This window comes from Candidatus Acetothermia bacterium (assembly GCA_024653305.1).
Lineage (GTDB): Bacteria > Bipolaricaulota > Bipolaricaulia > Bipolaricaulales > Bipolaricaulaceae > JACIWI01.
On record JANLFW010000016.1, the window covers coordinates 15,958 to 36,043 of the forward strand.

General features: G+C 69.0%; 17 protein-coding genes, 6 tRNA genes, 1 pseudogene and 1 CRISPR repeat array (1 of these 25 cut by a window edge). Of the genes and pseudogenes, 20 read left to right on the forward strand and 4 right to left on the reverse strand.

Annotated features, from left to right (window positions below):
- Positions 1-351: a CRISPR direct-repeat array (repeat unit 28 nt; unit sequence GTATTCCCCACACGCGTGGGGATGGACC); it begins 670 nt to the left of the window's first position.
- A 246-nt stretch (positions 352-597) separates the two neighbouring features.
- Positions 598-2,433, forward strand: coding sequence for an excinuclease ABC subunit UvrC (gene uvrC, locus NUV94_06425; GenBank protein ID MCR4392395.1), 1,836 nt, complete (start codon positions 598-600; stop codon positions 2,431-2,433).
- On the opposite strand, the gene NUV94_06430 is transcribed toward uvrC, so the two are convergent.
- A complete protein-coding gene (locus NUV94_06430; GenBank protein ID MCR4392396.1) occupies positions 2,434-3,666 on the reverse strand; it encodes an OFA family MFS transporter in 1,233 nt (410 codons plus the stop codon).
- 69 nt (positions 3,667-3,735) lie between these two features.
- The gene (gene acs / locus NUV94_06435) at positions 3,736-5,682 is read right to left on the reverse strand and encodes an acetate--CoA ligase (GenBank protein ID MCR4392397.1); all 1,947 of its coding nucleotides are present in this window, start codon (positions 5,680-5,682) and stop codon (positions 3,736-3,738) included.
- 266 nt (positions 5,683-5,948) lie between these two features.
- Here acs and NUV94_06440 point away from each other — a divergent pair, with 266 nt between their 5' ends.
- Genes NUV94_06440 through NUV94_06460 form a run of 5 tightly spaced genes read left to right on the forward strand, consistent with a single transcriptional unit; the run spans position 5,949 to position 9,582 of the window.
- Positions 5,949-6,602 (forward strand): DUF502 domain-containing protein, encoded by a 654-nt coding sequence (locus NUV94_06440; GenBank protein ID MCR4392398.1) that lies wholly within the window; start codon positions 5,949-5,951, stop codon positions 6,600-6,602.
- Positions 6,583-7,437 (forward strand): acetyl-CoA carboxylase, carboxyltransferase subunit beta, encoded by an 855-nt coding sequence (gene accD / locus NUV94_06445; GenBank protein ID MCR4392399.1) that lies wholly within the window; start codon positions 6,583-6,585, stop codon positions 7,435-7,437. Before NUV94_06440 ends, accD begins: the two co-directional genes overlap by 20 nt.
- Positions 7,427-8,374 (forward strand): acetyl-CoA carboxylase carboxyltransferase subunit alpha, encoded by a 948-nt coding sequence (locus NUV94_06450; GenBank protein ID MCR4392400.1) that lies wholly within the window; start codon positions 7,427-7,429, stop codon positions 8,372-8,374. Before accD ends, NUV94_06450 begins: the two co-directional genes overlap by 11 nt.
- Complete coding sequence (locus NUV94_06455) at positions 8,346-9,098, forward strand: Crp/Fnr family transcriptional regulator (GenBank protein MCR4392401.1); 753 nt, start codon at positions 8,346-8,348, stop codon at positions 9,096-9,098. The genes NUV94_06450 and NUV94_06455 overlap by 29 nt, the downstream gene beginning before the upstream one ends.
- Before the next feature lie 34 nt (positions 9,099-9,132).
- Positions 9,133-9,582, forward strand: a complete 450-nt coding sequence (locus NUV94_06460; protein ID MCR4392402.1) for a hydrogenase 3 maturation endopeptidase HyCI — start codon at positions 9,133-9,135, stop codon at positions 9,580-9,582.
- 9 nt (positions 9,583-9,591) lie between these two features.
- Here the strand turns inward: NUV94_06460 and NUV94_06465 are convergent, their stop codons facing one another.
- Positions 9,592-10,893: a replication-associated recombination protein A gene (locus tag NUV94_06465; GenBank protein ID MCR4392403.1), complete on the reverse strand. Its 1,302-nt coding sequence runs from the start codon at positions 10,891-10,893 to the stop codon at positions 9,592-9,594.
- A gap of 58 nt (positions 10,894-10,951) precedes the next feature.
- Between NUV94_06465 and NUV94_06470 the strand changes: the two genes are divergently transcribed.
- From NUV94_06470 to NUV94_06535, 14 genes are all read left to right on the forward strand, one after another.
- Positions 10,952-11,027: transfer RNA gene (locus tag NUV94_06470), tRNA-Lys, on the forward strand.
- 80 nt (positions 11,028-11,107) lie between these two features.
- Positions 11,108-11,180 (forward strand) — tRNA-Lys (locus tag NUV94_06475).
- 27 nt (positions 11,181-11,207) lie between these two features.
- A tRNA-Glu gene (locus NUV94_06480) sits at positions 11,208-11,282 on the forward strand.
- 34 nt (positions 11,283-11,316) lie between these two features.
- Positions 11,317-11,388, forward strand: a tRNA-Val gene (locus NUV94_06485).
- An 83-nt stretch (positions 11,389-11,471) separates the two neighbouring features.
- Positions 11,472-11,547: transfer RNA gene (locus NUV94_06490), tRNA-Asp, on the forward strand.
- Between the two features lie 50 nt (positions 11,548-11,597).
- A tRNA-Phe gene (locus NUV94_06495) sits at positions 11,598-11,673 on the forward strand.
- A 46-nt stretch (positions 11,674-11,719) separates the two neighbouring features.
- On the forward strand, positions 11,720-13,054 hold the full coding sequence (gene dnaA / locus NUV94_06500; GenBank protein MCR4392404.1) for a chromosomal replication initiator protein DnaA: 1,335 nt from the start codon (positions 11,720-11,722) through the stop codon (positions 13,052-13,054).
- A 249-nt stretch (positions 13,055-13,303) separates the two neighbouring features.
- A complete protein-coding gene (locus NUV94_06505) occupies positions 13,304-13,849 on the forward strand; it encodes a DUF721 domain-containing protein (protein MCR4392405.1) in 546 nt (181 codons plus the stop codon).
- Positions 13,850-13,859: 10 nt separating this feature from the next.
- Positions 13,860-14,399, forward strand: a complete 540-nt coding sequence (hslV, locus tag NUV94_06510) for an ATP-dependent protease subunit HslV (GenBank protein ID MCR4392406.1) — start codon at positions 13,860-13,862, stop codon at positions 14,397-14,399.
- On the forward strand, positions 14,396-15,712 hold the full coding sequence (hslU, locus tag NUV94_06515; protein MCR4392407.1) for an ATP-dependent protease ATPase subunit HslU: 1,317 nt from the start codon (positions 14,396-14,398) through the stop codon (positions 15,710-15,712). Before hslV ends, hslU begins: the two co-directional genes overlap by 4 nt.
- 9 nt (positions 15,713-15,721) lie before the next feature.
- Positions 15,722-16,156 (forward strand): DUF488 domain-containing protein, encoded by a 435-nt coding sequence (locus tag NUV94_06520; protein ID MCR4392408.1) that lies wholly within the window; start codon positions 15,722-15,724, stop codon positions 16,154-16,156.
- A gap of 61 nt (positions 16,157-16,217) precedes the next feature.
- Positions 16,218-18,140, forward strand: coding sequence for a threonine--tRNA ligase (thrS, locus tag NUV94_06525; GenBank protein MCR4392409.1), 1,923 nt, complete (start codon positions 16,218-16,220; stop codon positions 18,138-18,140).
- Between the two features lie 79 nt (positions 18,141-18,219).
- Complete coding sequence (locus NUV94_06530) at positions 18,220-18,996, forward strand: IclR family transcriptional regulator (protein MCR4392410.1); 777 nt, start codon at positions 18,220-18,222, stop codon at positions 18,994-18,996.
- A 65-nt stretch (positions 18,997-19,061) separates the two neighbouring features.
- Positions 19,062-19,427, forward strand: coding sequence for a hypothetical protein (locus NUV94_06535; protein ID MCR4392411.1), 366 nt, complete (start codon positions 19,062-19,064; stop codon positions 19,425-19,427).
- A gap of 370 nt (positions 19,428-19,797) precedes the next feature.
- Here the strand turns inward: NUV94_06535 and NUV94_06540 are convergent.
- A pseudogene (locus NUV94_06540) lies at positions 19,798-20,001 on the reverse strand (2-oxoglutarate dehydrogenase, E2 component, dihydrolipoamide succinyltransferase).
- Between the last annotated feature and the right edge of the window lie 85 nt (positions 20,002-20,086).

Below are 20,086 nucleotides of genomic sequence, written 5' to 3' on the forward strand. Positions count from 1 at the left end.
CTGACGATGGCGTATTCCCCACACGCGTGGGGATGGACCGAAGACGCTTTCTTCGTCGCAGTGACCGGTGAGGGTATTCCCCACACGCGTGGGGATGGACCGTGGGACAAAGGATATGTACAAGTGCTGACCGGGAGTATTCCCCACACGCGTGGGGATGGACCTTCCGATGAGCTGGATTCGGGGCAAAGTCAACGAGTATTCCCCACACGCGTGGGGATGGACCTCCTCCCCTTCGAGCTGCGAATGCGGCCACTCTCGTATTCCCCACACGCGTGGGGATGGACCGGTCGCAGACCATTGCACCCCCCGGAGCAAGTGCCGTATTCCCCACACGCGTGGGGATGGACCCCGCCTTCTCCCTGTCAGGCATGGCTATAGAAACCCACCTCGACCCCTGAAAGGCGCCCCCGTCGGGGATGAACCCCGACCCTACGTGGAAACGATCGCGGAGGCCGCGCGGCGGGGATGGACCCCGCCGCTACTCGGCTTGGCCAGAGGTCGTTTCCCAACCAGTCCCAAAGCTAGACGTGGTGTGAGATCGAGCGCACCACCCCCGTGCACACCGGCTTCAGGCCGCGGAGAATCTGACCCGGCATGGCAAAGACCAGCGACCTGGCCGAGAAGGCACGGGGGCTACCCAAGGACCCCGGCGTCTACCTGTTCCGCGGCCCGGACGGCACGGTCCTCTACGTGGGCAAGGCCGCCTCCCTCCGGGACCGGGTCCGCTCCTACTTCGCCTCCCGCCCCTCCCCCAAGGCCCGCCTCCTCCTCCGCGAAGCGGCCCACCTCGAGGCCATCGTCACCCCCACCGAGGAGGACGCCCTCGTCCTCGAGGACGCCCTCGTCAAGAAGCACCGTCCCCGGTTCAACGTCCGCCTCCGCGACGACAAGCGCTACCCCTACCTCAAGGTCACCGCCGAGCCGTTCCCCCGGGTCCTCGTCGTCCGCCGCCCCGCCGACGACGGCGCCCGCTACTTCGGGCCCTTCACCTCCAGCCGCGCCATGCGCCGGCTGCTCAAGCTCGCCCACAAGCTCTTCCCCATTCGCACCTGCAACCTCCCCCTCGGGGAGAAGACCTACGAGCGGCCCTGCCTCCTCTATTCCATCGGCCGCTGCTCCGGCCCCTGCGCGGGCCTGGTCACGGAGGAGGAGTACCGCCGCTCCGTGGACGCCGCAGCCCACCTGTTCGAGGGCCGGGTGGAACGGGTCCTGGAGGACCTCGCCCTGGAGATGGTGCGGGCCTCCTCCGAGGAGCGGTTCGAGCACGCCGCGCGGCTGCGGGACACGATCCAGGCCCTGCAGCGGATCCGGGAGCGGCAGACCGTGGCCCTCCCCGACCCGGTGGACCTCGATGCCCTCGCCGTGGCCGCGGACGGGGACCGGGGCTACGGAACGGTGCTCCTCGTCCGCGGGGGGCGCCTCATCGGCCGGGAGGGGTTCGCCCTCTCCCTCCCCCACGGGGCGACGGCCGAGGACGCCCTGGAGGAGTTCCTCGACCAGTACTACACCCGGGCCACGGCCATCCCCCCGGAGGTCCTCGTCCCGTCCCCCGTCCCGGGGCTCACCGCCCTGGAGGCCTACCTCGCCCGCCGCCGGGGGTCCGCCGTGCACGTCGCCGTCCCCCGCTCCCCGGAGCGGAAGGCGCTCCTTGAGATGGCCGAGCGCAACGCCGCGCTCTCCCTGAGGCGGGCGGAGGAGGAACAGGCCCTCCCGGCGGAGGAGGAGGCAGTGGACGAGCTTGCGGAGGCGCTGTCTCTTTCCGTCCGCCCGTGGCGGATCGAGGCCTTCGACATCTCCAACCTCCAAGGGGAGGAGGCCACGGGGTCCATGGTTGCCTTCGTGGGCGGCCGCCCGCGGCGGGATGCCTACCGCCGGTTCCGGGTGAGGATCTCCGGGAGGCCCGACGACTACGCGATGATGGAGGAAGTCCTCCGCCGGAGGCTCCGCCACGGCCTGGCCGAGCTCTCCGACCCCTCGCTCTCCCGCGGCCGGTTCTCCGACTTGCCCGACCTCATCCTCGTCGACGGCGGCAAGGGGCAGCTCGCGGTGGCGGAGCGGGTCCTGGCCGAGCTAGAGCTTGGGGGGATCGAGCTCGCGGCGCTCGCCAAGCGGGAGGAGCTCGTCTACGTCCCGGGGCGGGGGGAGCCGGTCCGCCTCCCCCGGGGCTCGCCGGCCCTCAAGCTCCTGCAGCGGGTCCGCGACGAGGCCCACCGGTTCGCGGTGGAGTACCACCGTCACCTGCGAGGGCGGCGGTCGTTGGCGAGCCTGTTGGACGAGGTGGAGGGCATCGGCCCCAAGCGGAGGCAGCTTCTGCTCACCCGGTTCGGGTCCCTGGACGGTCTGCGGAAGGCATCGCTGGAGGAGCTCCTATCCGTGCCCGGCCTGCCCCGGGCGGCCGCGGAGCGGTTGTACAAAGCGCTCCACGCCTAGCTAGCGGCGGGCTTTCACCGGCCGGAGCCCGACCAGGGCCACCACGAGCCCGAGCGCGGCCAGGGCCATCACCGAGGGGAACACCGCGAGATACGTGCCGGTGGCGTCGCGAAGCACCCCGGAAAGCACGTTCCCCAGGATCGCCCCCGCCCCGTACGCGGTGAACACGAGGCCGTAGTTCTTCCCGTAATGTTTGGTCCCAAACAACGTGGCGGTGGCCGTAGGGGCGATGGCGAGCCATCCCCCGAGGTTCAGCCACAGCACGCTGAACGCGATGAAGTACGCGATCGCACTCCCCTCGCCCCACCGCCATAGGGCGGCGGCGGCAACGAGGATGAGCCCGAACGACACCAGGGCCGCATACCGCGGGGTCAACCGATCGGTGAGCCACCCGAACAGGGGCCGGCCAGCCCCGTTGAACACGGCAAACACGGACACGGCCAGCGCGGAGAGGGACGCGGACAGGCGGGCCACCTCTCGCCCGAACGGGGCGGCAATGCCGATCGCCATCAGGCCGCTCAAGCACCCGATGGTGTACGTGGCCCACAGGGCGTAGAACGAAGCCGTGCGCACCATCTCGCTCCGGTCGAGCTCCACCGTGCCCGCCTTCGCCGGCGCGCCCGCCCAGCCGGCCGGGCGCCACCCCGCAGGCGGGAACCGAAGCGGCAAGGCCAGGACCACCAACGCGGCGAGGAAGGCGATCCCCAGGTACGTGAACGTCCGCAGGACACCGACCGAACCGATGAGGGCGCCCGTGACGGGGGCGACGACGAGGGCGGAGATGCCGAACCCCATCACCGTCAGCCCAACCGCAAGGCCTTTTCTGTCCGGGAACCACTTCGTGGCCACGGCGATCGGGCAGCCGTAGGCCACCCCGACCCCGGCCCCGCCGACCACGCCGTAGAGGAGGGTCAAGAGGAGGATATTGGGAGAAAAACCGGACAGGATCCAGCCGATCCCCACCAGGATCCCGCCCAGGATCCCGGTCTTGCGCGGTCCCCACCGCTCCACCAGCCCCCCGGCGAACGCCATCCCGAGGGCGAACACGGCCAGGAACACCATGAACGGAAGGCCGCTTTCGGAGGCCTTGATCCCCCACAGCTCCTCGAGGGGCTTGCGGAACACGCTGAACGCGTACACCGCGCCCAGGCACACGTTGGCGAGGAGCCCGCACCCCACGAACAGCCAGCGCCCCTTCTCCGCCGGCATTCCCCCCACCCGAACCGTCCCCATCGTCGCCTCCTTCAGAGGAGGGGGCGGACGAACGTCCGCCCCGCTCCTTCGCGCCACCTGCAGCCCCCGTCAGCCCTTGTACCCCACCACCGCTTTGAGCTCCTCCACCGACTCCGGGTTGCGCAGGGTGGAGATGTCCCCCAAGGGATCGCCCCGCACCAGGGCCTTGAGCACCCGGCGCATGATCTTCCCGGACCGGGTCTTGGGGACATCCTCGGCAAAGTAGATCGCCGCCGGACGGGCGGTGGGCCCGATGTGCTGGTCCACCGTCTTGATGAGCTCCTTCTGCAGGTCCGGGGAACTCTGGACCCCCTTCTTGAGGAGGACAAACGCCACCGGCACCTCGCCCTTCACCTCGTCGGGCTTGGACACCACCGCCACCTCCGAGACGAGGGGATGCTGGGACAGGGCATCCTCCACCTCGGCGGTGGCCAGGCGGTGCCCGGCCACGTTCATCACGTCGTCCACGCGGCCGGTGATGCGGATGTTCCCCATCTCGTCCATCCGGGCGCCATCCCGGGTGAAGTAGAGGTTGGGCCCGAACTCAGCGAAGTAGGTGCCCTTGTACTTCTCCGGGTCGCCGTACAGGCCCCGGAGTAGGGCCGGCGGGAACGGGGGCTCGAGCACGAGGTACCCGCCCTCCCCGGTCTTCACCGGCTGTCCACCGGCGTCCACGATCTTGGCGCGGATCCCGGGGAACGGGCGGCCAGCCACGGTGGGGATGAACGGGCCGATGCCGGGCAGGGCCTGGACACAGGTGGCCCCGGTCTCCGTCTGCCACCACGTGTCGATGATCGGGCACCTTCCCCCCCCGATGTGCTCGAAGTACCACAGCCACGCGTCTTCGTTGATCGGCTCGCCCACCGTGCCCAGGACCTTGAGCGAGGAGAGGTCGTACTTCGCTGGCCACTCCTCACCCCATTTGACGTGCATGCGGATCGCAGTGGGGGCGGTGTAGTACACGGTCACCCTGTGCTTGGCGATCACCGCCCACATCCGGCCGAAGTCCGGGAAGTCGGGGGTGCCCTCGAACACCACCGTGGCCACCCCGTTCATCAGCGGTCCGTAGTTCAAATAGGAGTGGCCGGTGATCCACCCCACGTCCGCGGTGCACCAGTGGATGTCGTCGCCGTGCAGGTCGAAGTCCCACTTGCAGGTGGCGTACACCTGAACCGCATAGCCACCGGTGGTGTGCATGGCCCCTTTCGGTTTCCCGGTGGTACCCGAGGTGTACAGGATGAACGCGAGGTCTTCGGCATCCATCTCCTCCGGCCGGCAGACCGGGGACTGCCCGCGCACGACCTCGTGGTACCACACGTCGCGACCGGGGGTAAGCGGGATCTCGTTCCCAGCCCGGCGGACCACGATCAGCTTCTGGACCTGAGTCCCGGCCAGGGCCTGGTCGGCCTGGGGCTTGAGCGGGATCAGCTTCCCGCGCCGGAAGTAGCCGTCGGCAGTGATGAGGACCTTGGCCCCGCAGTCGAGCAGCCGATCCCGGAGCGCCTCCGGCGAGAACGCGGAGAACACCACCGTGTGCACGGCCCCGATCCGCACCACCGCCTGCATGGCGATCACCACCTCGGGGATCATGGGGAGATAAATCCCTACCCGATCGCCCTTGCGCACGCCTAGGGCTTTGAGGGCGTTCGCGAACCGCGCCACCTCGTCCAGGAGTTCCTTGTACGTGAAGATCCGGTTCGGCTCATCGGGGGGCTCAGGCTCCCAGATCAGGGCGACCTTCCCGCCCTTGCCCGCTTCCACGTGCCGGTCCAGAGAGTTGTAGGAGAGGTTGAGCTTCCCCCCCACGAACCAGCGGAACGCGTAGGGTTCCTCCTCGTACACCTTGGTCCACTTCTTGAACCAGGCGATCTCCTCGGCCCGCTGGGCCCAGAACGATGGGGGGTCGGCCGCCGCCTGTTCGTACACCTTGGCGTCGGACACCCAGGCGCGCTCGCGCAGGGCATCGGTCGGCCAGTACCAGTTCTGGCGTTTGGGATCCGGCTGTACCCACTTCATCACCTTGCCTGCCACCTTTCTACCCCCTTCCAACACTGGACGCGCTCAAACCTAGTGCATGATACCCGAGCCTCTCACGACGTCAACGCGCGCCCAGGCGTGAACCACATTGGAAAGCGAACGGGTGCCGGTCCCGCTGGGGAAGCGCGGCCCGTCGACCCAGTGGCTCGAACCGAGGGCGATCCCTGATCCACGTGGGGCATGACGTTTTGCGCCCCCCACGGGTTTGGCGTACAACTCTCCCCGGAGGAAGGATGCCGAAGTTCTTGCGTTGGCTGAGGGATAGTTTCCTGTCCGGCCTTGTGGCCATCCTGCCCCTTGGCCTCACCCTGTACGTCCTGTGGCTCCTGTACCGGCTGGCGTACAACCTGTTCGGCCCGGACACGACGTTCGCCCAGCTCCTCACGCGTGCGTTCGGCCGGTACATCCCCGGGGTCGAGGTGGCGATCACCCTCCTCGTGGTGCTGGCGGTGGGGGCGATCGTGCGCCACTGGCTAGGCCGCCGGATCCTGTGGACCCTGGAGCAGGCCGTGCTCGCCCTGCCTGGGGTGCGCAAGCTGTACTGGGCTGCCCGCCAACTCATCCACGTCCTTCTCCTCATGCGTCGGGACGAGGGGCTGGGCTCCCAGCGGCGGTTGGTGCTGGTGGAGTTCCCCTACCCCGGGTCGTACGTGGTGGGGATGGTGACGAGCGAGGACCTCACCCAGGTGAGCCCGGCCTTGGACCGGGATGCGGTCTCGGTGTACGTGCCCACAGCGCCCAATCCCCTCTCAGGATGGCTGTTGTTCATCCCCCGGGCGAAGCTGGTCCCGCTCGACCTCACGATGGAGGAGTGGGTGAGCCTGGTTCTGTCCGGCGGGTTGGTGACGCCGTCTCCGGGCAAGGCGAAGGAGAGTGCCGATGCCGATCAGAAAGGATAAACGGGACCGGTACGTGTCGGTGGACGTCGGTGGGCGGGAGGAACCGCTGTGGCTGCGGTGCCAGGCTTGCGGCGAGCTCGTGTTCCGCCGGAAACTCCGGGAGTCGAGCTACATCTGCCCCCGTTGCGGGGCGTACTTCTTCCTCACCGCCACGGAACGGATCGCGGCCCTGGTGGACGAGGGCACGTTCCGCGATCTCACCCCATCCACCTCATCCCACGACCCCCTGGGGTTCGTGGACCAGGAGCCGTACAAGGAGCGGCTGCGCAAGGCCCAGGAGCAAACGGGGCTCAAGGACGCGGTGGTGGTGGGGGAGGCCAAGATCCACGGCCACCCGGTAATGCTCGCGGTGATGGACTTCCGGTTCATCGGGGGGAGCATGGGGATCGCCGTGGGGGAGGCGCTAGCGTGGGCGATGGACCACGCCGCTCCTCATCGTCTCCCGTTCGTGTTCATCGTCTCCTCCGGAGGGGCGCGGGTCCAGGAAGGCATCCTTGCCCTGTTGCAGATGGCGAAGACGGTGGCCGCCCGGCAGCAGCTGGCGAAGGCGGGCGTCCCCTACATCGCCGTGCTCACCTACCCCTCCACCGGAGGGGTGTTGGCGTCCCTGGCCAGCCTGGCCGACATCACCCTGGCCGAGCAGGGGGCCCTGATCGGGTTCGCCGGGCCGAAGGTGATCGAGCAGACCACCGGGGAGCGGTTGCCTCCGGAGTTCCAGACGGCCAAGTTCGCTTTGGAGCACGGGCATGTGGACCAGGTGGTGGCCCGGGCGGAGCTGCGGGATGAGCTCGGCCGCATCCTGAGCGTATTCCAGGAGAGCCCCCATGCCGCATGAGGACAAGCTCCGGGCGCTGGAGGAGAAGGCGGCCGAGCTGCGCAAGCTGGTGGAAGGCAACGAGCTGGACCTGCGCGAGGAGCTTACCCTCCTCGAACGCAAGATCTCCGAGCTCAAGCGCCAGCACTACGCTGCCCTCGCGGACTGGGACCGGGTGCAGCTCGCCCGCCGGCTGGACCGGCCGGGGGGCCTCTCGTTCGTCCAGGCCCTGGCCGAGGGGTTCTACGAGCTGCGGGGGGACCGGATGCTCGGGGACGACCCGGCCCTGCGCGGGGGGGTGGCGAGGTTGGGGGGGCGGCCGGTGGCCATCCTGTTCCACCACCGCGGGGGGACGCCGGAGGAACAGCGGGCGTGCCGGTTCGGCATGGCCACCCCGGAGGGCTACCGGAAGGCGCTGCGGATCATGGACATGGCCGCCCGGCTGCGGTTGCCGGTGGTGACCCTGATCAACACCCCGGGGGCCTACCCCGGGGTGGCGGCGGAGGCCCACAACATCGCGGGGGCCATTGCCCAGTGCATCGCGGCCATGATCGCCTTGCCCGTGCCCACGGTGGCGGTGATCCTCGGGGAGGGGGGATCGGGCGGAGCGGTGGCCCTGGCCGCCGCCGATCGGCTGCTCATGCTGGAGAACGCCACCTACTCCGTGATTTCCCCGGAAGGGGCGGGGGCCATCCTGTGGAAGGACGCCGGGGCTGCCCCCAAGGCGGCCCAGGCCCTGAAGCTCACCGCCCCCCACCTCCGGGAGCTGGGGGTGGTGGACGAGGTCATCCCCGAACCCCTGGGCGGGGCCCACACCGACCCCGAGGGCACGGTGGGTGCGGTGCGGGCAGCGGTGCTGCGGCACCTTCAGGAACTCGACGCGATGCCCCTGGACGAGCGCTTGCACTTGCGGTACAAACGGTACCGAGATGTGGGACGTCAAGACCCAGCCGGTTAAGGCACCGGACCGGTGCCGGAAGTGCCGCCACGGATGTTCCTACATCTTCGACGGACTCCCCCCGGCGGGCCGGAAGGAGCTCGAGGCCCTGATGCGGCCGATGGAGGTCGAGGTGGGGGGGATGGTGTTCCACGAGGGAATGCCCGCGTTCGGCCTGTACATCCTGTGCCAGGGGAAGATCAAGGTCGCCAAGCGCACCCGGTTCGGCCATTCCCAGATCCTGAAGCTCCTCGGCCCCGGAGAGATCCTGGGCGAGAAGACCTTGTTCGACCAGGAAACCTACACCTGCTACGCCAAGGCCCTGGAGCCATCGCGCCTGATGTTCATCCCCCGGGAGGATTTCCTCCCGTTCGTCCGCCGCTACCCGGAGGTGGGCCTGAGGCTGATCGAGAAGCTCTCCCGCGAGCTCAAGGTGTTCGGGGAGAAATTGGTGGAGATCACGTCCCGATCGGCCAAGGAACGGGTGGCGCGGGCGCTCCTGGAGCTGGCGCGGGCGTTTGGCCAGGAGACCCCGGACGGATGGGACATCGGGTTGGAGCTGCCGCGGGGGGAGCTCGCGGAGATGGCCGGCGTGTCCACGGAGACGGCGATCCGAGTCCTGTCGGATCTCAAGGACCGGGACATCCTGGGGCTGCCCGGGAGGCGGATCGTGATCAAGAGGCGGGAGGACCTGGAGAACCTGGCCCATCCGTTCCGCACATTCCTGCGGGAGAACCTGGCCTGAGGGAGACCCGCCCATCCCGAAGAGGGGCAGCGAAGTGCGTCGGGTCCTGTTGGCGATCGGGAACCCCCTCCGGCGCGACGATGGCGTTGGGCTGGGGGTGGGCGAGCGGCTTCAAGGGACGGGCTGGACGGTCATCGCGGCCGGACAGGCGGTGGAGAATGCCCTCGGCCTGATCGAGCGCCTCGCCCCCGACCTCCTCGTGGTGGTGGATGCGGCGGAGATGGGCCTCCCCCCGGGGAGCGCCCGACGGCTCCCCCTCACCGAGGGGGAACGCATGCTCAGCTCGACACATGCCCTGCCGCTTCCGTTTCTCCTCTCCCGGCTCACCGGCAAGGTCGGGGAGCTGATCTTGGTGGGGATCCAGCCCGCCGACCGCGCGCTGGGGGAGGGGCTCACGCCCCCGGTTCAGACGAGCGTGGAGCGGGTGGTCTCCATGCTCAGGGAGAATCGGCCGACTGCGATCTCACCCCTCGAACCGGGCTAGGGTCGCTGGTTACTCGGATCTCTTCTCGCCGCGGATCCGGGCACGGATGGCCGCCAGCCGCTCGCGGAGCTTGCCCTCCCACCCCACCGGCTTCGGTCGGTAGTACACCCGATCCCGCAACCCCTCGGGGAGGCAGGGCATGGGCGCCACCCCCTCCGGGAGGTCGTGGGCGTACCGATAGCCCTTCCCGTAGCCGAGGTCCTTCATCGTGTCCGTGACCGGGTTCCTGAGGTGGAGCGGCACCGGCTCGTTGATCGTGGCCTGCACGTCCCGCTTGGCCTCGCCGTAGGCAAGGTAGAGGGCATTGGACTTCGGGGCCAGGGCGAGGTAGGCCACGGCCTCGGCCACCGCCAGCTCGCACTCCGGCATCCCCACGGCCTCCACCGCCTGGGCCGCGGCCACCGCCAGGCGCAGCGCCCCCGGATCGGCGAGGCCGATGTCCTCGCTGGCCATGCGCACCAGGCGCCGGGCGAGGTAGCGCGGATCCTCGCCGGACTCGAGCATCCGCGCCAGCCAGTACAGGGCGGCGTCCACATCGGAGTTGCGCACCGCCTTGTGCAGGGCGGAGATCAGGTTGTAGTGCTCCTCTCCGGCCCGATCGTAGCGGGGGGCCTTGCGCCCCACCGCCTCCGCCACCTGGGCGAGGGACAGGCACCCCTCCCCGACCGCCCCCACCGCGGTCTCCACCGCGATCAGGAGCCGACGGGCATCTCCGTCCGCGTAGCGGACGAGGAACTCCCCCGCCCCCGGCTCCAGCTCCACCCGCCCCCCGTACCCCCGCTCGTCGGCCAGGGCCCGGGCGAGGAGCACCCGCAGGTCGTCCTCGGACAGGGGCTCGAACACGAACAGCTGAGCCCGGGAAAGGAGGGCCGAGCGCAGGGCGAACGAGGGGTTCTCGGTGGTGGCCCCGATGAACAGGATCGACCCCTCCTCGAGGAACGGCAAAAGCACGTCCTGCTGGGCCCGGTTCCAGCGATGGATCTCGTCGAGGAACAGGAGGTCCCGCTGCCCGACGCGCTGCCAGAGCTCGCGCGAGGCGGCGAGGGCCTCCCGCACCTCGGGCATCGTGGCCAGGGCCGCGGACTTCTGCACGAACCGCGCCCCCCATCGGCCGGCGACCAGGCGACCGATCGTGGTCTTCCCGGTCCCCGGCGGTCCCCAGAAGATGAGGGGCACCACCAGGCCCTGTTCGATGAGCGCCCGCAGCGGCCCTTTCTCCCCGAGGAGGTGGCGCTGGCCCACCACCTCGTCCAGGGTGCGGGGACGGAGGCGATCGGCCAGCGGAGCGCGACCTTGCCACAGGCCATCCACGGGGGGATTGTATCCCCTTGACGGGCTTGCCCTCTCGCCCGTAACATTGCGATGGGTAGGGCCGTTAGCTCAACCGGTAGAGCAGCGGACTCTTAATCCGCGGGTTGGGGGTTCGAGTCCTCCACGGCCCACCAGCCCGTGATCCGTAGACCGCGAGCCGTAATCCGTTCTAACCGCAGCCCGGATAACGGTCACGGTTCACCGATCACGCCGCGGGTCGTTAGCTCAGTTGGCAGAGCACCGGCCTTTTAAGCCGGGTGTCGCAGGTTCGATTCCTGCACGACCCAGAAGGCTTGGTGGCCGCTGGTAGCCCTGTCCCCGTCGTCTAGGCCGGCCCAGGACACCGGGCTTTCAATCCGGAAACGGGGGTTCGAATCCCCCCGGGGACACTTGCGGACGGGGGCCCAAGGTTGCTACACTTGTGGGCGAGTAGCTCAGCGGGAGAGCATCCGGCTTACATCCGGAAGGCCAGAGGTTCGAGCCCTCTCTCGCCCACTGAGCCTCAAGGACCCTGTGAGGGTGCCAAGATGAGGGGCTCGCAGGGGAGCAGAAGGGGCCCCATTTCGTGGGGCGAAAACGGGGACGTGGTCTAGGCCGGACTAGGACACCGGATTGTCACTCCGGAGATCGCGGGTTCAAATCCCGTCGTCCCCGCTTTCAAGGTCGGGGTCCCCGCGAAGACGCGGTCTTCGCGGGGTGGCCTTGGCGAGGTAGCTCAGGTGGTAGAGCACGCGGCTGAAAACCGCGGTGTCCCCAGTTCGACTCTGGGCCTCGCCACCACCGCGATTTGACGGGTCCCCCCCACCGGGGTAGGCTGCGAGAGGCCATGGTGCAAACCATCGAGGACATCTGGGAGAAGGTCAAGGCCCAGCTTGCCGAGGAAGTTCCCCCCACCAGCTTTGCCGCCTGGTTCGCCGACGCGAAACCCCGCCAGGGTCCTGGGGACACGGTGGTGCTGGAGGTGCCGTCCGTGTTCGCCAAGGGAGGGATCGAACGGAAGTACCGGGCGCTGTTGGAACGGGTGCTTCACGAGACGGCTGGCCGGGAGGTATCGCTCCAGATCACGGTGAGCGATCACCCCCCTCCCTCGCCTGCCTCGCCCCAGGAGGCGTCCGCCCCGCGCCGCTACCTCGGGTCCTTGCCCCTGAACCCGGAGTACACGTTCGACACGTTTGTCCGGGGCAAGAACTCCCAGCTCGCGTTCGCCGCCGCCCAGGCCGTGGCCGAGTCCCCGGCCCGGGCTTACAACCCGCTCTTTATCTACGGCAAAGTTGGCCTGGGCAAGACCCACCTCCTCCACGCCATCGGCACCCACGTCGTCCAGAAGCCCGGCGACCTCACCGTGGTGTACACGACCTCGGAGCGGTTCGCGATCGAGCTCATCCACTCCATCGGCACCAACACCACCGAACAGTTCCGCGCCAAGTACCGCACGGTGGACGTGCTCCTCATCGACGACGTGCACTTCCTCAAGAACAAGGAAGGGACGCAAGAAGAACTGTTCCACACGTTCAACGAGCTCTACGGGAACGGAAAGCAAATCGTGCTCTCCTCGGACCGGCCCCCGGACGAGCTCCATGGCCTCCAGGACCGGCTCGTGTCCCGGTTTCGGTGGGGCCTGGTGGCGGACATCCAGCCCCCGGACTTCGAGACGCGGATGGCCATCCTACGGGAGAAGGCGCGCCGACGGAATCTCGAGGTGTCCGACGAGGTGGTGGAGCTGATCGCATCCCGGATCACGAGCAACGTCCGCGACCTGGAGGGGGCGTTGATCCGGGCCATGGCCTACGCGGAACTGGGCAAGGGGCCGATCACCGCGGCCGTGCTGGAGGACGTGCTCCCTAAGGAGGACCGGTCCCGCCGCCTGACCGTAGACGCGATCAAGGAGGAGGTGGCCGCCGCATACCGGGTCCCGGTGGCCGAATTGGAGGGCCCTTCCCGCAAGAAGGAGATCGTCCATGCCCGCCAGATCGCGATCTACCTCGCCCGCGAGCTCACCGAGAACTCCTTCCCCGCCCTGGGGCGGGCGTTCGGCGGCCGCGACCACACCACGATCATGCACTCCTACCAGAAGATGCAGGAGCTCATCCGCCAGTTCGCCTTACTCCGCGGGGAGATCGACGCCCTACGCGCGGCCATCCAGGCCAAGTACACGGCATGATCTGTCCCCAGCCCCCTGGGGATATCCCTGTGGATAACCCCGGCTTCGGGTGGGGACAATCCCCTGGTTCCGGTGGACAACGGGTGAGGAAACGTAAAGGAAAACTCTTTCCACAACAGAACTTCCCAGGGCAGCCGTCCTGTCCACAAGTTATCCACAGGGGTTTCCCCAGCCGGTTTTCCCGTCGCCACGTGACCAACCTGAGTTATCCCCAAATCCCGTGTGGCCCCTACAACGAGGACAAGGGTTATGAGTAAAGAAGATCTTCTGCAGTGGTTATTGCCCCTGGCCCGCCGGTGGGGGCTGGCCGAGGCCCTGGCCCAGCAGCGCGCGGTGTTCGCCTGGGAGCGCGCAGTAGGACCCAACCTGGCCAGCTTGGCCCGCCCGTTGTACGTGGACCGCGAGGTCCTTCACCTGGGTGTGCCCAGCCACGTGGTGGCGGCGGAGCTTCACCTCCTGGCGGCGGAGCTCCTGGCGCGGTTGGCGGAGGTGGCCCCGGGGAGTGGGGTGAAGGAGCTGCGGTTCCACGTGCGGGCTGAGCCCGGCCCCCCGCCGGAGGTCACCGTGCCCCCCCCTTCTCCGCGGGAGCGGCGGCTCGCCGAGCAGGAGCTGTCCGCCCACCTGCCGGAAGGCCTCCGGGACAAGCTCGCCGGCATCGTGGCTTGGGCCCGGGCGCGGGACCAGGCGATCCTCGCCGCCGGCGGAAGTGCGTGTCGCCGGTGCGGGGTGGCGTTCCTTGGCCCTGGGGATCTCTGTCCGGTCTGCGCGGTTGAGGCCCCGCGGGACCGTGGCTAGACTCGTTGCGATGTACGTGGAGTCCACGACGATCCTCGCCATCCGGTCCGAGGGGACGCGGCGCGCGGTGATGGCCTGCGACGGCCAGGCGACCATGGAGAGCCGGGTGATCAAGACCGGGGCGCGCAAGGTCCACCGCATCCACGGCGGCCAGGTGCTGGTGGGGTTCGCCGGGGGAACGGCGGACGGGATCGCCCTGCTCGAGCGGCTGGAGGGGAAGCTCTCCGCCTACGGGTCCCTGCGCCGGGCGGCGGTGGAACTGTCCAAGGAGTGGCGGACCGACCGGGCGCTGCGGCGCTTGGAGGCGGTGCTGGTGGCCGCCTCACAGGAGGCGTTGCTCATCCTCACCGGGCAGGGGGACGTGCTGGAGCCGGAGGACGGCCTGGCCGGGATTGGGTCCGGGGGCGGCTACGCCCTGAGCGCCGCCCGCGCCTTGGTCCGCCATGTCGACCTTCCGCTGGCCGAGGTGGCCCGGGAGGCCTTAAAGATCGCGTCCGAGATCGATATTTACACCAACGATCGGATCACGGTGGAAGAGGTGACGTGGTGACCCGGCTCCCTGGGCTTACCCCGCGTGAGGTGGTGCGGGAGCTCGACCGCCACATCGTCGGCCAGGAGGCGGCGAAACGGGCGGTGGCCGTCGCCCTGCGCAACCGGGTTCGCCGCGCGGCCCTTCCTCCCGAGCTGCGACGGGAAGTGCGGCCGAAGAACATCCTCATGATCGGCCCCACCGGGGTCGGGAAGACGGAGATCGCCCGGCGCCTGGCCCAGATCACGGATTCCCCGTTCCTCAAGGTGGAGGCCACCCGGTACACCGAGGTCGGCTACGTGGGGCGGGACGTGGAGTCCATGGTCCGGGACCTGGTGGAGGCAGCCATCGCCATGGTCCGGGCCCGGGAGGCCCGCCGGCTCGCGGCGGAGGTGGACCGCTGGGCCGAGGAGCGGCTGCTCGACGCCCTCCTCGCCGGGGTGGCCGGCGGGGAGGGAGCACGGGACCGCCTGCGGGAACGGCTCCGGGCCGGGGAACTCGAGGAGCAATGGGTGGAGATCCCGGTGCGGGAGCCCCTCGTTCCCCAGGTGTCGGTGTTCTCCGAGGCGGGGATGGACCAACTGGGGATCGACCTCTCTGATCTCTTCGCCGGGTTTCCCGCTCCCCGCCGGGCGAAGCGGATGACGGTGCGGGGGGCGCGGACCGTGCTCAAGGAGGAGGCGCTGGACGGCCTCCTCAACATGGAGGAGATCCGGGGGGAGGCGATCCGCGCCGTGGAGGAGTCGGGGATCATCTTCATCGACGAGCTCGACAAGCTCGCCATGTCCGGCCGCGAAGAGCGGTACGGCCCCGGGGTATCCCGTCAGGGGGTCCAGCGGGACCTCCTGCCGCTCCTCGAGGGGACGACGGTGCGTACCCGGCACGGGAACGTGAACACGGAGGGCATCCTGTTCATCGCCGCCGGGGCGTTCACCGCCGCCAAGCCGAGCGACCTCATGCCCGAGCTCCAAGGACGGCTCCCGATCCGGGTGGAACTCCATCCCCTGTCCGAGGACCACCTGCGCCGGATCCTCACCGAGCCCGAGGACGCGCTGACCACGCAGTACCGGGCCTTGCTGGCCACCGAGGGCGTGGACCTCGTGTTCGCCGACGACGCCATCGCCGCCATGGCCAAGGTCGCGGCCGACCTCAACCAGACCCTCGAGGACATCGGCGCTCGGCGCCTGTTCACGGTGGTGGAAAAGGCGATGGAGGACCTGTCCTTCTCCGCCGAGGACCACGCCGGGAAGCGGGTCGTGATCGACGCCGCCTACGTGCGCGAGAAGCTGGCCGGGCTGGCCGGAGACGTGGATCTCTCGCGGTACATCCTGTAATCCCAAGTCATGACGGTGTACACGGTGGGCCATTCCGGCCTCCCGTGGGGCGCGTTCGTCGCGCTCCTCACGGAGTTTTCGATCGAGATCGTGGCCGACGTGCGCCGGTTCCCCACGTCGCGGAAACACCCCCAGTTCGCCCGGGAGGCCATGGCTGCCGGGCTCCGTGAGGTCGGGATCCGCTACGAGTGGCTGGGGGAGGAGCTCGGCGGGTACCGAACGGGTGGATATCCCGCGCACATGGAGACCGAGGCGTTCCAGGACGGAATTGCCCGCCTCCTCCGCCTGAGCCGGGAGGGACGGGTGGCGGTGCTGTGCGCGGAGCGGGACCCCCGTGGTTGCCACCGCCGGTTCATCGCCGCCCATCTCGTCGGGCGGGGCCTTTCGGTGGTGCACATCCTGGGGCCACGGGCGATCCGGGAGGAGCCGCTGCCCTTGGTGTGACGCTTGCCGCGGCTGTGCGGACGGGGTAAGGTTCCGATCATCCTTAAGTCGGAGGTGTGGGATGGCCAAGGTGATCCTGCCCGAAGGCTCAGTGGTGGAGGCGAGCGGCCGCAGTCTCCTCGCGCTTCTCGAGGAGCGGGGGCTCACGGCGGCCGCAGCCCTTGTGGACGGGCAGCTTCGGGACCTCAGGGACCCGCTGCCCGAGTCGGGTGAGGTCCGCACGGTGGCGCTCGCCGATCCCGCGGCCCTCGAGGTCCTGCGCCACACGGCCTCCCACATCCTGGCCCAGGCCGTCCGGCGACTCTACCCTGGGGTAAAGCTGGCCATCGGGCCGGCGATCGCCGATGGGTTCTACTATGACTTTCGCTTTCCCGAGCCCCTCGGTCGGGAGGCCCTGGCCGCGATCGAAGCGGAGATGGCGAAGATCGTGGAGGCCGATCTCCCCATCGAACGGGTATGGCTCTCCCGTGCGGAGGCGGAGGCGCTCTATCGCGAGCTCGGCGAGGACTACAAGCTCGAGCTCCTCGCGGACATCCCCGACGAGCGGATCTCGTTCTACCGCCAGGGGGAGTTCATCGACCTCTGTCGGGGGCCCCACCTCGCCTCGACCGGCCTCGTGCGGCACGTGAGGCTCCTCGATCTCGCCGGGGCGTACTGGCGAGGGGATGCTGCCCGGGACATGCTCACCCGCATCTACGGCACCGCCTTCCCCAGCGCCGCGGCCCTGGAGGAGCACCTGCGGTGGCGGGAGGAGGCGCGGGCCCGGGACCACCGGACGCTGGGGCCGGATCTGGATCTCTTCTCCATCCAAAACGAGACCATCGGGGCGGGATTGGTGCTCTGGCACCCCAAGGGAGCCCGGATCCGCCACGTCATCGAGACCTTCTGGAAGGACGAGCACTACAAGGCCGGCTATCAGCTCGTGTACACCCCGCACATCGGGCGGGCGCGGCTGTGGCGAGAGTCCGGGCACCTCGATTTCTACCGGGAGGGGATGTACAGCTCGATGGACGCGGAGGGGCAGGAGTTCTACCTCAAGCCGATGAACTGTCCGTTCCACATCGCGATCTACAAGACCCGCACCCGGTCCTACCGCGATCTTCCCATCCGCTACGCGGAGCTGGGGACGGTGTACCGGTTCGAGCGGTCGGGGGTGCTGCACGGGCTCCTGCGGGTGCGGGGGTTCACCCAGGACGACGCCCACATCATCTGCCGGCCGGACCAGATCGAGGACGAGGTCGAGGGCTGCCTCGACCTTACGATGCACATCCTCGGCGCGTTCGGGTTCCACGACTACAAGGTCGCCCTCTCCGTGCGCGATCCGGCTCACAAGGAGCGCTACATCGGGGGCGACGCGATGTGGGAGGCGGCCGAGAACTCCCTCGTGCGGGCCCTGGAGCGGAAGGGGCTCCCCTACACCCGGATGGAAGGCGAGGCCGTGTTCTACGGCCCCAAGATCGACATGCATATCCTGGACTCGCTCCATCGCTCCTGGCAGCTCACCACGATCCAGTTCGACTTCAACCTCCCCGAGCGGTTCGCCATGACCTACATCGGCGACGATGGCCAGCCTCACCGGCCGTACATGGTCCACCGGGCCCTCCTGGGGTCCCTGGAGCGGTTCTTCGGGATCCTCATCGAGCACTACGGCGGGGCGTTTCCGGCCTGGCTCGCCCCGGTGCAGGCGGTCGTGCTTCCGGTGACGGAGGGGGAGATCCCCTACGCCGAAGGGGTGGCGGAGGAGCTTCGCCAGGCGGGGATCCGTGCTGAGGCGTGGACGAAGGAGCGCAAGACCCTGCGGTGGCTCATCCGGGAGGCGCAACTCCAGAAGATCCCGTACATGCTGGTGTGCGGGGCGCGGGAGGCGGCCCAGGGCGTGGTGGCCCTGCGCCTGCGGACCGGGGAGGACCTCGGTCCCCAGCCGGTGGCCGCGGTGGTGGAACGCATCCGTAACGCCACCGCGGCGCGGGGCACCGAACTTTAAGCGATCGCGGTGGGGTGGTCGGAGTGCGGCAACAATGGCAAAGCCGATTTGCCTCATTATAATTGGGTGAGGGGGAGGGATGGAACGAGAGCGCTACCTCAACACCTCGCTGGCCAAGGCGCTGGGCGTGTTGGACCTGTTCAACGGGGCGCCAAACGGGCTGACCCTGACCGAGGTGGCCCGGGCGATGGGGGTCCGTCCGGGGAGCATCTACCCCATTGTCTACACCCTCCAGCGGTTTGGCTATCTCGACCGCGATCCGGAGACCAAACGGTACCGCCTTGGCCTCAAGATCCTGGCCCAAGCCCATCACATCTTGGCTTCGCTGGACATCCGGGAGCAGGCCAAGCCCGTGTTGCGCCGGCTGGCGCGGGAACTTGAGGCCAACGCGCATCTGGCGATCCTGTACGAGGACGATGTCCTGTACCTGGACCGGGAAGAGGCGGCGCCGAGCGTGGTCATCCCCTCGGTGATCGGCCTGCGGGTTCCTCCGCACTGCACTGCGCTAGGGAAGGTCCTTCTGGCCCACAATCCTGATGTAGCGGAGCGGGTGTTGGCGCGGGCTCCGCTCCCGGCGTTGACGCCCCGGACGCTCACCGATCCGGAGGTGATCCGGCGGGAGTTGGTGGGGGTCAGGGCGCGGGGGTACGCGGTGGATTGGGAGGAGTTCCACGAGGGCAACGTGTGCGTGGCTGCCCCGGTGCGCAACTACCGGGGGCGGGTGGTGGCCGCGATCTCCGTGTCGCTCGTCAAGACCCGCGTCGAGCATGAGCCGTTGGAAGGGTTCATCCGTGTGGTGGTGGCTGGAGCGCAGGAGGTCTCTCAGTCGATGGGGTGTGAGGTTGGCCGGCCTTAGGGGGACGAGGCCCTTAGCCCCCCACGTAGTGGAGCGAGCCCGTGGCCGAGCGAGGTGAGCGGGCAATGAATCGGTACCAGCTGATGATCCCCGGCCCGATCGAGGTAGCTCCGGAGGTGCTGGCGGCCATGGCCGAGCCCCTGGTGGCCCACTACGGGGCGGAATGGACGGCCTACTACAACGAGACCGTGGGGCTGGTGCGTCGCGTGTGCTGCACGGAGGGCGACGTGTTCCTGATCCCGGGCTCCGGCAGTGCCGGGCTGGACGCGGCGCTGGGTTCGGCCCTTGCCCCTTCGGGGCGGGTGCTCATCCCCCAGAACGGCTTCTTCGGGGAGCGGCTCGCGGAGATCGCCCGCTCGTATACCCCGCACGTGGAGACCCCTGCGGTTTCCGTTGGGGCAGGCGGTGGACCCTGCGGAAGTCGAGCGTGAGCTCCGTGCGGTTCGACGCGGTAGTGGTCGTCCATTGCGAGACCTCCACCGGGGTACTCAATCCCGTGCGTGAACTTTCCGAGGCGTGTCGGCGGCACGGGGTGCTCCTCATCGTGGACGCGATTGCCTCCCTGGGCATCGAGCGCCTGGACATGGACGACTGGGGGGTGGGGATCTGCGTCTCCGCCTCGCAGGAGGGCCTCGAGTCACCGCCTGGGTTGGCGGTGGTAGCGGTGGGGGAAGGAGGGGTGGGCCCAGATCGACCGGGCGGCCGGTCCCGGGTGGTACCTGAACCTCAAGGTGTGGCGGGACTACACGGAGAAGTGGGGGGACTGGCATCCCCACCCGATCACGCAGGCGGTGAACAACGTGCGGGCGCTGCGGGTGGGGGTGGAGCGGATACTGGCGGAAGGGCTGGAGGCCCGGTTCCAGCGGCACCGTGAGATTACGGCGTACCTGCGGCGGGGGCTGCGGGATCTGGGGCTTGCCCCGTTGGTCGCCGACGAGGTGGCCTCGCACGGGGTGACGAGTGTGGTGGGGCCGGAGGGGCGGGTGGAGGAGCTTCTGGCCTGCCTGCGGGACCGCCATGGTTGCTCCTTGCCGGCCTGAGGGCCCAGTCGGCACTGATCCGATCCAGCACCAGGGGCGGGAACAGGGCG